Origin of the sequence: Salinirubrum litoreum (assembly GCF_020567425.1) — an archaeon.
Lineage (GTDB): Archaea > Halobacteriota > Halobacteria > Halobacteriales > Haloferacaceae > Salinirubrum > Salinirubrum litoreum.
Map to the genome: position 1 here is coordinate 992399 of NZ_JAJCVJ010000001.1, position 12419 is coordinate 1004817.

Here is a 12419-nt window from a genome sequence, read left to right on the forward strand (position 1 = left end):
CACCTACCGGAACCGCTCCACGATGCGGCCGCTGCTGCCGACCGCCACGTCCGGGGCGGAGGTGGTGCCGAAGGTGACGTCGTACAGGCCCTCGTCGACCGGCTTGGCGGTTCGGTGCCACTCACCCTCGTCGAACTCGAAGACCTCGCCCTCGCTCGTGGTGGCGAGACCCTGACTGTCGTCGCGGGTGAGTCCGTGGACCGAGGCCTGTCCGGCGTCGAGTTCGGTCCAGGTGAAGCCGTTGTACCGGAAGACCGCCCCGCCGGACGCGCCGACGTTGACGCTGTCGGCGTCCATCGCGGCCAGCGAGAGCAGGTCGTTGCCGGCGACCGGGATACCGACCTTGCGCCAATCCTTCCCGGCGTCGGTCGTCTGGAAGACGTTCGTGCTCCCGTCGAGGAGGAAGCCGGTGCCGGTGCCGACGAACTCGACCGCCGAGATCGAGGACCCGGTTCCGGGTTTCGTGACGCCTCTCCAGTCGATCTCGCTCCCGGTGTTCTTCCCGCGCAGGACCTCGCCGGAGCCGTTCGCGAGGTAGATCCACTCCTCGCCTGCGAGTCCGGCGACCGCCACGTCTTCCCACGTCGAGGTCTTCCCGAGTGGGGCCGAGAAGTCGGTGACGGTCGACCCGGCGAGGTCGTATCGGCCGACCGCGCCGGAGCCGCCGGCGAACCAGACGTGGCGTCCGTTCGCGGTGATGTCCGCCCCGAGCAGGCCGTTGCCGGTGACTTCCAGTCCGGAGTCGAGGACGGTCTCCCAGACCCCGTTGCACCGGCCGAGGAGGACGCCCTCCTCGCCGACGGCGAAGGGTCCCTCGCGGGTCGTCACGACCGCGTGGAGGGTCCCGTCGGTCGGGGATTTCACGGCCTGCCAGTCGCCCGGTCCCACGTCGCTGCCGTCGTTGCCGACCGACTGGTTGCCGGAGGGCGTGGTGGTGCCGGGACCGTCGCCGGTGGGCGAGGTGGTCGTCTGCTGTACTGTCGTCGAGTCGGTCGCGGTCTGGCTCGCGTCGCTCCCGCCGAGGCATCCGGCGAGTCCGGTCGCCCCGGCGGTGAGAGCCAGCAGTCCGCGTCGTGTGTAGCTTGTCATGGTGAAGTCGTGGAGGACTGCGGAAGGTCGAGGGAGGAGCGCCGTCGGGTCAGCAGGGAGAGTTCGGTGGCGGGAGCGAACGGTGGAGGGTCGAATGCGTCAGCAGGGAGGTCGAGTGTCGGAGGGAGAGCGTCGAAGTCGGTGGAGGGAGTCGGCGGTCAGCAGGGATTACTCGTTCGTGACTCGAACGACCGGGCCGGCGGTCAACCCGCGAACCCGCGCCCGGCGTGGGTCGTCGTGTGTCCGACAGGTGTAGTGTGCCCCGCCGGCAGTCGTCGCGGGGTCGTCGGTCCCGAGTTCGGTCTGCTCGTGTTCGCCCGCAGTGTGGTCGTCGGTGTCGGTGCGTCCGGTGTCGATCTGGTGTTGGCTCTGGCTCATGGTTGGATGGATTCTGGTGTCTCCGAGTGTTTTCGATAGCCGACGCTGTCGGCTGTTTGCAGTGCTGTGCGGTCGGCGCGTGCGAGAACGGCACGCGAGGTCTTCGTGAGCCTGCGAACAGAGCGGGACCAGAGGTCCCGCCAGCAGTCGGCGCGACGCGCCGACGACGAAGGCTCGGAAATCGAAGATTTCCGGTGGATGAGTAGCGCAGTCGGCTGGGGAGGTTCGTGGCTCGCGCGATTGCGGTACGGTGGCGCTGCGGTGGCGGTGCTGTGCTGTCGCGGTTCCGCTGGGAGGTGCGCTACTAACAGTATCGGTGCTGTCGCGGGTTGCGGATGCGGTTCGCGCTGCTGTCACGGTAGCAGTCGCGGTCTCCGAATCGGTCGTAGCAACCGCCTCACGGCGGGGGCCAGCGACTCACACTACCCACGCGACCCGCGTCCGAACCGGAGTCCAGCGGTCGTGTCGTGGATGGATCTCTCGTCATGCTGTGATCGCGTATTCTCTCTCGCCGTCTCGCACCACTCGTGATCGCGTCCGAATCGCCAGCGTCGTGACTGTCCGAGGCGCGACACCCAGCAGAGTTCCACACGTCTCTCGACGCTACCGAACGTGATCCGGCCGCTCACCTTGCGGGGTGAACGCACCGGGGGCCGCAGTCCGCTTCACCACGGTCGCCAGCCGAACCACGTAGGCGAACAGGATGGCGAAGGGTGCGAACGCGACCGCCAGCGAGAGCGTCACCAACAGAAGCAGTGGCGTCTCGTGCTGCACTGGGGGATAGCCACTCGCGTAGATCATCACGACCAGCGTCGAGGAGAGGAAGGCCGTGAGTCCGCTGTAGGCGACCAGCCGCGAGAGGCGGGCCAGTTCGTCCTGCACGTACATCGTCTTGAAGTACTGTCGCGCCACGTCCAGCGCGGTCAGCGTCTCGCCGAGATCACCGAGGGCGGCCGCGACCTCGGGGTCCTCGACGCGGTGGCGGAGGCTCCGCGCCTCGTTCACCAACTGCGAGTAGTCGTGGTTCATCATCGGCAGGAGGAGGTCGAACACCGCCGGGTCGGTCCCGTCGAGTTCGTCCCGGATGCCGGCGGCCACCCGCCCGACCGCGTCGCCGAACGCATCGACCTCGGTCGCGGTTTCGTCGTCCGCCGTGGTCGCCGTCCCGTCGTCGCGCATCCCAGCCGAGTCGGCCACCGCCACCGTCTCCGCGAGGCGGTCCGTGCGTTCGAGCAGGGTCCCGGCCAACACCGACAGGAACCCGGCCGGGTCGGTCGGCGAGACGGTCACGTCCGGTGCCATCGCCTCGACGCGGGTTCGGAAGGCACGGACCCCGTCCACGCGCTCCCGGAGGGCGTCCGGGCCGTCGAACATCCGCCCGAGGGCGACGTTGTTCACCGAGACGACGATGGGGACAAAGGAGAACAGGCCAGCGATGATCGTCGAGAACATCGTCGTCACGAAGTCGGACTCCTGGATCCCGATGACGTTCGTCACGCCGAGAACCAGAGAGCCGAGGAAGAACGAGACGACGAGCGATCCGACGATTGCCCACCGGTCGCCGGCGAGCAGGAACCAGCGCCGGGCCGGGTTCGGTCGGTCGCTCTCCCGCACGAGCGAGACGAGTAGTGAGACGCCGACGAACGTGATCCGGGCCGTCACCCGGAGGAACGACCCCGCGACTCCGAGCGCCCGGTGCAGGGTCTCGGCGTGATCGTCGGTCGTCCTCGCTTGATCGTCGGCTCCGGACTCGGTGTCGCTCCCCGACTCGAGGTCGGTTGTGTCCTCCGACTCGGTGGCGGTCTCGTCGGTCGCGGACTGGTCGTCCTCGGACGCTGACGGGTCGGCGTCCTCGAACTCCCTCGGTTGGTCGTCCGGCGGGTCGTCGACCGACTGCTCGGTGGTCACGTCGTCGGCCGACTGCTGGCAGTCGGCCTCCTCGCGGACCTCACCACGCGACATACGCCGGGATCACCCCGTTGAGGTCACCGTGAGAGAGTCGCGTCAGGAACACCGTCAGCGTGAGGACGAGTCCCAAGAGCACCGCACTCCGGCGGAGCAGTTTGCTCCGGGTCTGTTTCAGTTCCTGCCAGGAGTCCGGCTTGTAGCCGAGGTACCACAGACTGACGATAGCGGCGAGGTTGATCGACATGAGGTTGATGAGGACGACCGCAGTCGAACCGAGGACGACGCGCGGGCGACCCCACGCGATGCCGACGCCGACGATACCGATGGGCGGCATGATCGCGGCGGCGACCATCACGCCGACCAGTTCCGTCGAGCCACTGGTGGACAGCGAGATGGCCCCCGCGATGCCACCACAGACCGCGACCGCGACCAGCAGAAACGCCGGCGAGGTGTGCGTGCTGAGTTGGAGCAACACGTCGATGTCCGCGTTCCGGGAGACGTACGTCGCCGACTTCGCGGTGTACGCGAACACGACCGAACTCACCAGCGCGACGACCGACCCCTTCAGTTGGAACAGGACGCTCCGACCGAACAGGCGCTGGTCGTCGATGACGGTCGCCACCGCCGTCGAGAGTGCCGGGCCGAGTAGTGGTGCGATGACCATCGACCCGATCAGCACCGACAGCGAGTTGAGCAGGACGCCGGCCGTCGCGACCACCGCGCTGATCGCCGTCAGGATCGTGTAGATCACGAAGTCCGGGAGGAGGTCCGCCGCCTTCGAGTGGAGTTCCCGCCGGGAGATGCGTCCCGGCGCGAGTGCGCCGACCTGCGGGTCCTCCTCGACGTCGTCGTCCAGTCGATCCGACACGATCGTCTCCGGATCGTAGACGACCGTGTACATCTCGTCTCGGCAGTCGAGGTCGGCGATCTGATCCTGGATCGACTCCACCGCGTGGGCCGCGACCGGAAACGAGATCATCGCCGATCGGGTCGGATCGTCGGTCATGTCTACGATGCTGTAGTCGAGTTGTTCTGCGTCTAGCACGTCGAGAAGTTCGGTCCGGGCCTCGTCCGCGAGGAGCATGACCTCGACGAGTCGCATATCTGTTCGGGCCACGCTCAGGTCCCGGTCCCGTCCGTACGGTAACACGGTTTGGTAGTGAGTAGGTAGTGGTGTGAAGGCATTACAGGATGAGACGAACCGGCAGGCGAGACGACGGGAAAGAGACATCGACCGTCCCCCCGCAGCGCGATCCGAGCGTCAGACCAGGAGGAGATCGGTCGGCGCGGGCGCGGGGTCGTCGAACGCCCCCGCGTAGAGGGTACAGACTGCGTCGGCGATGGTCGCGAGACTGTCGCCGTGGTGACCCGCACAGTTCGTCGCGCAGGTCGCACGGTAGTCGCCGTCGCCGAGCGACTCGTACTGCAACTGTCCGGCACAGTCGGGACAGCGCGGTTCGACGTGGGCGTGCATCCAGCGGACGTCGTACTCCCCGTGGAGCCACTCCGCCAGGGCGTACCAGACGTACATGTCCCACTCGGTGTCGCCCTCGGCCGCGCGCTTCAGGCGTGTGAGCCCCAGCGCGGCCTTGCTGAACAGACCGCCGTCGTCCTCGTCGTGGTGGCGACGGTACGAGCGACGGAAGTGGTTGAACAGGGCCACGCGAGCAGAGCGGAGCGAGCCGTTCGTGAGTTCCCCGTCCGGCGTCCGGCCGGGGAAGTCGTCGTAGATCGGCACCCGCTGTGCACGACCCCTGTCGTCGTAGTGAACTTCTTCGGAGAGCGGTGCGCCGCTCTGTGGACAGAATGCGTATTCTCCTTTCATGGGTCGAAAACGGTCGATGCGCCTCGAACGGTCTCGGCGATCTCTCTGCAGAGGCCGGGAGATCATCCACGCCGAAGCGTGTCGTCCGGGCCGATCCGACACCCACTGCTACTCGGGGTACGTTCAAAAGCGTTTCCCCTATTGAACGAATATTGATACTATAGAATACTACGCAGTACGGCGGTTTTTTCTAGACATGACTCGTCGATTATACACTGATTCCGTCTCACGGTGGGTCCGTCTCCGGTGGGTACCGAGAAGCCCCGAGGGGGTTCGACGGAGTTCGATGGAAGTCGACGGAAGCCGATGGAGGACGACGGATCACGAGAGAGTTCGGTGGGACTCGCCGACTCGTTGTCACCGGAGTCGTCGACGAGAGCCGAGCGTCGTCGGCGTCCGCCGGTCGTCGACGGTCCGGATTCCTGGCAGAAATGGGGGATACTTGCGACTGGGTCGCGTCTGTCGACACGATGTCTTCTTTTCAGACGACACGTTCGGGCGAGTGGTACTGGCTCGGTCTGTTCGGCTATCTCCTCGCCTGTCTGCTCGGTCTCGGCTTCGTGCTCGGCCTGTTCTTCCTCGACGTGAGCCCACTCGGTATCGGCCTCGTCGCGGTCGGTGTCACGATCCTACTGACGCTAGCGAGTCTGCTCGCACTCCCGACACTCGCACTCGACGGGCGGGCGCTCGCGGCGGACGCGACTGCCGCTTGGCACCCGAAGTGGTGGCGGTACCTCCTCGGCGCGGGTGCGCTCCCGGCCCTCGCGTTCGTCGGGTCGGACCTCCTCGTCAGCGTCCGCCTCGCCACGCTGGTCGCCGGACTCGGGTTGATCGTCGGGACCTGTCTCGCGTCCGGCGTCTACCTCTACACGCGCCACGAGCGCGTGGGCGTGCCCTGACTCTCCAGACGCTCTCGTCGCGCCGACGAGTCGGGTCACTCCTCGTCGGGATCGTGCGACAGTGCCCCCTCCACGTCGGCGACTTCACCGGCGAGTGCGGCCGCGTCCCCGGCGACGGTCGAGGGTTCGACGCCGGCCTCGCGGGCGACGAGTCTGACGTGAGTCGCGAGCAGCGACAGCGACTGGAGGCTCTCCTGTTGGGGGTCGTCGGCACGGACGCCGAACGCGGTGTCGATCTCCTCGTTCTCGCGCACGACGCCGACGTGGAAGGCGGTCACGTCGTCGGCCAACAGTTGTTTCGCGGCGGTCAGTCGGCGTTCGAAGTCGTCCATACCGTCGGTTGTCGGGCAGGAGAGAAAAAACGACTGCTCGCTCGCCAGATCGGGCGAGCGGCGGCGGGCCGCGAGACAGCGCGATCAGTCCGGGCGCGGACGGGCGGTGAACAGGGTCGGAACGATGTTGAACGGATCGTACACCGACTGGTGGCACTGACAGTAGACGTCGTCTTCGGCGTTGAACTTCGCGGCGTCGGCGGCGATCTTGTACCCCGGCACACAGCAGAAGTGGGTACACTTGTTGAGCCACGCGATGAAGCCCTCGGAGGTACTGGCCCCGAGCCACTCGTTCTCCTGTGCGGCCTCCTCGATGATCGGACTCCGGATCACCTGGATCGGGATGGTGTCGCTGGAGTCCTGTGACCGCCACGTCCCGGTCGCGGGCTTCCCGAGGCCGTCGTCGCCGATGCCGTTGCCCCACTCGGTGTAGTCGGAGAAGTCGTCGACGTGGAGTCGGTCGCCCGACTCGTAGGTGCTCGTCTGCCACTCGTACTTGCCCGAGTCCGACCGGAAGTAGTTGTCACTCTCGTAGCTCGGCTGGATACCCTGGTAGGCCTCGACGCCGCAGTACTGGAACCACTCCGAAGAGTAGGTCATCCCACCGAGGTCCATCTCCGCGATCTCGATCTCGATCCCGTTCTGGGTCTCGGTCGTCACGTCGGGCCAGACGCCCTTCAGGTAGCCCTCGCTGTCGATCTCCAGTGGGATCTGTGGCATCCCGCGCGGGGCGGGACCGGCGATGTTCTCGATGGCCATCGCCTGCGTACTCCCACCACCACGACCCGGCGAGGTCGTCGCGCTGTTGATCGCTACCGAGCCACCCGCGCCGACACCGGCGAGCGCCGCACCACCGACGACGCCCTTCACGAACCGCCGCCGTCCCGATTCCGGCGGGTACTTGTCCTCGGTTTTGCTCATGCCTCTCTCTTAGCGTGCCCGCTAAAAAGACTGACGAAGTGCCCGGTCACTGCCTACAGTCGAGACCAGCGCCGCCCACTGTTCGGATACGTACTCCTATTGAGACCACTTAGCGAGCTACTTATCCGTGGCCGCTCTCCGCGCTGATGGCGTGTCCGTGTCCGTGGTCGGCCGACGCGAACTGTGAGCCTGTCATCCCACCACGCCACCGTGTGAGTCGATCGATCCGGCTGTTCCGGCCGGATCACCCTTCCTCGGACGCCCAGCGACGGCGCTGGATTCACTCTTCACTGAGGCAATTTTTCGGAGCGAGTCGTGACCTTTTACGATACGCCACTCGTACACAGTGTCATGAAGTTGCACAACCGAGACGTCCGGCAGGACGTGCGCGAACTGGGCGCACTCCTCGGCGACGTTCTCGAAGCGCAGACCTCGACGGACGCGTTCGAGACGGTAGAGGACCTGCGGACGGCCGCCATCGCCTACCGGGACGGCACCAACCCCTCGCGGGAACCGCTCCACGACGTGTTGGACTCCCTCCAACCGGACGGTGAGAGCGTCGTCGCCCGTGCGTTCACCACCTACTTCGAACTCATCAACCTCGCGGAGGAGCGCCAGCGAGTCCGCTCTATCCGACAGGCCTCACAGGACGGCACGCTCGCCGATTCTCTCGAGGGTGCGATCGAGACACTCGCCGAGAACGACGCCGACAGCGAGACGGTGCAGGGCGTACTGGACGACGTCCTCATCGAACCGACGTTCACGGCCCACCCGACCGAGGCCCGCCGGAAGACGGTGAAGGCGAAACTCCGCTCCATCGCGGACCACCTCGAGACCGTCGACGAGCGACGCCTGACCGACGGGGAACAGGAACAGGTCTGGCAACGCGTCGACGCCGAGGTCACGAGTCTCTGGCAGACGCCGCAGGTGCGGAACCGCCGGCCGGAGCCGACCGACGAGGCGCGCAACGTCCAGTGGTACCTGGAGAACACGCTGTTCGACGTGGTCGGCGAGGTGTACTCCGAACTGGAGGCGACGGTCCACGACGAGTACCCCGACGTGGACGTGCCGAAGCTGTTCGAGTTCCGCTCGTGGGCCGGGTCCGACCGCGACGGCAACCCCTTCGTCACGCCCGAGGTCACGACCGAGACGCTGGAACGCCAGCGCGCCGTCGTTCTCGGGAAGTACCGCACCGCGCTGAAACGACTGTCGGGCGTGTTGAGTCAGGACGGGAGTCGCATCGACGCCGGGAGCGACTTCCGCGCCTCGCTGGAGGCCGACCGCGAGCGGTTCCCGACGGTCGCCGACGAGACCGAGGAGCGCTACCCCGACGAGCCGTACCGCCAGAAACTGAAGCTGATGCGGGAGAAACTCGACCGCGTCGAGGACGTGCGCCCCGACGGCTACGCCGGGCCCGCAGAACTGATGGCCGATCTGGAGATCATCGCCGCCAGCCTCCGGAAGAACGGGGCCGAGGAGGTCGTCGACGCGTACCTCCAGCCACTCATCCGGCAGGTCGACACCTTCGGCTTCACGCTGGCGAGTCTCGACCTGCGTGACCACCAGGAAAACCACACCGAGGCCGTCACGGAGGCGCTGTCGGTGGAGGGCATCGACTACGCCGCGATGGAGGAGGACGAGCGCGTCGAACTCCTCACGGACGCCATCCTGCAGGAACACGCCGTCTTCGACGTGGCCGAACCGGGTGAGGTGTCCGACACCGCCGAACGCGTCCTCCGGCGGTTCGACGAACTCGCCGAGTGGCAGGACGAGTACGGCGCGGGGGCCATCGACACCTACTGTATCTCGATGACCGAGGAGCCGAGCCACGTCCTCGAAGTGCTGTTCCTCGCGGATCAGGCCGGCGTCGTCAGCCTGCCGGACCACTGCGGCCTCGACGTGGTCCCCCTGCTGGAGACCGAATCCGCACTGAACGGTGCCCGCCGGATCATGGGCACGCTGTTCGAGAACGACGCCTACCAGCAGGCGCTCACGGCCCGGAACGACGTGCAGGAGATCATGCTGGGCTACTCCGACTCGAACAAGGAGAACGGCTTCCTCGCGGCCAACTGGGACCTCTACAAGAACCAGCGTCGGCTGGCGGAGATCACCGACGACCACGACGTGACGATGCGGCTGTTCCACGGGCGCGGTGGCTCCATCTCCCGTGGCGGCGGCCCGATGAACGAGGCGATGCTGGCCCTGCCGAACGAGACGGTGACGGGCCAGATCAAGTTCACCGAGCAGGGTGAGGCCATCGCCGAGAAGTACGCCACCCCCCGCATCGCGGAGCGCAACCTCGAACAGATGCTCGACGCGCAGGTCCGCGCCCGGTATCAGGCACTGCAGGAACCGGAAGAACACGTCCCCGAGGAGTGGGCCGAGGCGATGGACACGATGGCGGCGGCGGCCCGCGCGGAGTACCGCGACCTGCTGGAGACCGACGGCTTCGTCTCCTACTTCGAGCAGGCGACACCAATCACGGTCATCGAGGACCTGAACCTCGGCTCGCGGCCCGCCTCACGGTCGGGCGAGCGCAACGTCGAGGACCTGCGGGCCATCCCGTGGGTGTTCTCGTGGACCCAGTCGCGGTGTATCCTGCCCGGGTGGTACTCCTTCGCCGAAGGCGTCGAGGCGTACCTCGACGACGGCGGCGACATGGAGACGCTCGAAGCGATGTACGACGAGTGGCCGTTCTTCCGGACGACGCTCGACAACGCGTCGCTGGCGATGGCCCGCACCGATCTGGAGATCGCCTCGGAGTACGCCGACCTCGCCACGAGCGACCTGCGCCAGCAGTTCTTCCCGCGCCTCCAGACCGAGTACGAGGAGGCGGTGGACTACGCGCTGTCGATCAGTGGCCGCGCCGAACTGCTGAAACGCGAGTGGCTGGAGGAGAGCCTCCGGCGGCGGAACCCCTACGTGGACCCGCTGAACCTGCTCCAGACGCACCTCCTGGCGCAGACCCACCGGACCGACGCCGAGGAGAAGACCCTGCGGCTGACGGTGAAGGGTATCGCGGCCGGCATGAAGAACACCGGCTGAAGCCGACTCGCCGGCGGTTCGCGTTCTGTTCGCTCTTTTGCGTCTTCGCCTCGTCTGCTCAGTCCTGACAACAGCCGCCGGCCTCGCCGCCGAAGTCGACGGCGAGCGGGGCCGAGATAGCTTCGTTGACCGCTTCGAGTCGGTCCTGTAGTTCGTCCTGCGCGTCGAGGTACTCCGCCATGATCGGCATCTCGTGGAGGTCGGCCTGTGCCTCCTGGACGCGTTCTAACTGCTCTTGATCTGCGCGGCCGGTCTGGCGGGCGACCATGAACTCCTGTCGCAACTGCTCGAACTCCGAGATGGCTTCCTGCACCTCGTCGTCCTCCTCGACGCGCGCCTTCGCTTCCTCGAAGGCCTCATACTCCGGCAGGTCGGTGATCGCTCGACCGAGTTCTCGCCCCATCTGCTCGACGGAGGTCGTCTCGACGCTCATGCCAGCAGCTTAGGAGTGGACTCGTTTAGGCTTGCCGGATAGCGAACCCGCCGCCAGTGACCGGATGGCTCCCCCGTGACCGTACATCTGCCCGGTCACCATGCACCTGCTTTATCGGCTTCGCCGTCGTAGTTTAACTGTTACCATGTCACACGCTGCCGAAACAGAGCGGGGCGGAACCGGGGGTGGGCTGGAGGCGTTGTTCACCCGCTACCGGCGGTTCCGACTCCGTGACGACGACGGCTACAGTCGCCTGATCGGACAGGTCGACGCGTTCGAGGCGCGCTTCGCGCGACTGAAGAAGCGCGTCGAGGCGGAGGGCGGGTCGATGGACTGGACCGAGGAGTGTGAACGACTGCACGAACGGACCCGGCAGGCGCTGGCGGACGGGTACGTCGAACGCGCGTGGCACACCTACCACGGGGCACGGCGGGCGCTGTACTTCGGCGTCGAGGAACTGCCGGACGGGACCGCCCGACTCCACGGCGACGCTGAGGCGATACTGGCCGAGTCGGAGGACAACCTGGGCTCGTGGCGACTGGCGGCGGTCCGTGACCTCCTCGTCGACGACGAGACGCTGGCGAAACTGCGGGCGGGCGACGAGGAGACGGTCCGGAACGTCTCGGCCGGCGACCCGGAGACGATCCGGCGACTCGCGGCCGGAGACCACGGCGCGGTCAAACCCACCGTCACCGCCGACGAACTCGTCAAGGCGAGCGAACTGCTGGACGAGCAGTACGAGAACGTCCACCGAAAGCGCCGGCACCTCCAGCGACAGTTCAACCAGTTGTTCTATCTCGCGCTGGGGACGACCGTGACGTTCCTCGCACTGGCGACCCTCGCGGAACTGAACCTCGGGGTCCCGGTGGTCGGCCTGCTCGAACGGCCCTTCGCCGCGACCGCCGGGAGTGGCGGTGCCGACACCGGGAGCGTCGGCTTCGCGGTCTTCGTGGTCCTCTCGGGCGCGCTCGGCGCGTCGCTGTTCGGGATGCGCTCGCTGTCGAACAAGTCGCTGTCGACGCGCGTGCCCCAGCGCATCACCAGTCTGACCGCCACGGTCGCGCGGGGCGTCATCGGCGGTGCCTCGGCGCTGTTCCTCTACGTCGTCATCGGGTCGAACTTCCTCTCGGTCGACGTGACGCCCCAACTGCTGATCGCGGTCGGCTTCGTCGCGGGCTACTCGGAGCGACTGGTGCCCGCCGCCGTCGACACGGTGGCCGGTGCGGTCGGCGTGGAGGAAGACACAGAGGAGAAGACGGAGTCGGGTGGATCGACGACGGTGAACGTCACGAGTCCCGCGCCGGGTGGCGGGCTACTCGGCGGCGGGACTGGTGGTGGTGACGGTGGCTCGGGAACGCCCGGTAGTGGGCCGGGGACGCCCGGTAGTGGGCCGGGAACACCCGGTGGCTCTGGCGATCCGAGTACCGACGGTGGCGTCGAGAGCGACGCAGACGGGACGACCGGCGCAGGTGAGTCGGCAGACGCGGACGGGACCGACGGCACCGACACCACCGACGCGGACGAGACGGTCGAGACCAGCGACACGGACGACGCACCCGACACGCGGTGAAACGCCGAGGTTAAACGTC

General features: G+C 67.0%; 11 protein-coding genes. 3 read left to right on the forward strand and 8 right to left on the reverse strand.

Annotated features, from left to right (window positions below):
* Nucleotides 1–3: 3 nt before the first annotated feature.
* The 5 genes from LI337_RS04910 to LI337_RS04930 form a co-directional block, all read right to left on the reverse strand.
* On the reverse strand, nucleotides 4–1089 hold the full coding sequence (locus LI337_RS04910) for a WD40/YVTN/BNR-like repeat-containing protein (protein WP_227228597.1): 1086 nt from the start codon (nucleotides 1087–1089) through the stop codon (nucleotides 4–6).
* Between the two features lie 168 nt (nucleotides 1090–1257).
* Nucleotides 1258–1467: a hypothetical protein gene (locus LI337_RS04915; RefSeq protein WP_227228598.1), complete on the reverse strand. Its 210-nt coding sequence runs from the start codon at nucleotides 1465–1467 to the stop codon at nucleotides 1258–1260.
* A gap of 603 nt (nucleotides 1468–2070) precedes the next feature.
* Complete coding sequence (locus tag LI337_RS04920; protein WP_227228599.1) at nucleotides 2071–3429, reverse strand: DUF7972 family membrane protein; 1359 nt, start codon at nucleotides 3427–3429, stop codon at nucleotides 2071–2073.
* Nucleotides 3416–4492 carry a TIGR00341 family protein gene (locus LI337_RS04925; protein ID WP_227228600.1) on the reverse strand — a complete coding sequence of 359 codons (1077 nt, stop codon included), beginning with the start codon at nucleotides 4490–4492 and terminating at the stop codon, nucleotides 3416–3418. The genes LI337_RS04920 and LI337_RS04925 overlap by 14 nt, the downstream gene beginning before the upstream one ends.
* A gap of 144 nt (nucleotides 4493–4636) precedes the next feature.
* Complete coding sequence (locus LI337_RS04930; protein ID WP_227228601.1) at nucleotides 4637–5200, reverse strand: hypothetical protein; 564 nt, start codon at nucleotides 5198–5200, stop codon at nucleotides 4637–4639.
* A 470-nt stretch (nucleotides 5201–5670) separates the two neighbouring features.
* Between LI337_RS04930 and LI337_RS04935 the strand changes: the two genes are divergently transcribed.
* On the forward strand, nucleotides 5671–6099 hold the full coding sequence (locus LI337_RS04935) for a hypothetical protein (protein WP_227228602.1): 429 nt from the start codon (nucleotides 5671–5673) through the stop codon (nucleotides 6097–6099).
* 35 nt (nucleotides 6100–6134) lie between these two features.
* On the opposite strand, the gene LI337_RS04940 is transcribed toward LI337_RS04935, so the two are convergent.
* Together LI337_RS04940 and LI337_RS04945 are read right to left on the reverse strand one after the other, a co-directional pair.
* Nucleotides 6135–6431, reverse strand: a complete 297-nt coding sequence (locus LI337_RS04940) for a DUF8113 family protein (RefSeq protein WP_227228603.1) — start codon at nucleotides 6429–6431, stop codon at nucleotides 6135–6137.
* A gap of 84 nt (nucleotides 6432–6515) precedes the next feature.
* Entirely contained in the window at nucleotides 6516–7352 is an 837-nt protein-coding gene (locus LI337_RS04945) for a ubiquinol-cytochrome c reductase iron-sulfur subunit (protein ID WP_227228604.1), read from the reverse strand.
* 351 nt (nucleotides 7353–7703) lie between these two features.
* Here LI337_RS04945 and ppc point away from each other — a divergent pair, with 351 nt between their 5' ends.
* Nucleotides 7704–10397: a phosphoenolpyruvate carboxylase gene (gene ppc / locus LI337_RS04950; protein ID WP_227228605.1), complete on the forward strand. Its 2694-nt coding sequence runs from the start codon at nucleotides 7704–7706 to the stop codon at nucleotides 10395–10397.
* Between the two features lie 58 nt (nucleotides 10398–10455).
* Here ppc and LI337_RS04955 read toward each other — a convergent pair whose 3' ends face one another.
* The gene (locus LI337_RS04955; RefSeq protein ID WP_227228606.1) at nucleotides 10456–10830 is read right to left on the reverse strand and encodes a YlbF/YmcA family competence regulator; all 375 of its coding nucleotides are present in this window, start codon (nucleotides 10828–10830) and stop codon (nucleotides 10456–10458) included.
* Nucleotides 10831–10975: 145 nt separating this feature from the next.
* Between LI337_RS04955 and LI337_RS04960 the strand changes: the two genes are divergently transcribed.
* Nucleotides 10976–12400, forward strand: a complete 1425-nt coding sequence (locus LI337_RS04960; protein WP_227228607.1) for a hypothetical protein — start codon at nucleotides 10976–10978, stop codon at nucleotides 12398–12400.
* Nucleotides 12401–12419 lie beyond the last annotated feature (19 nt).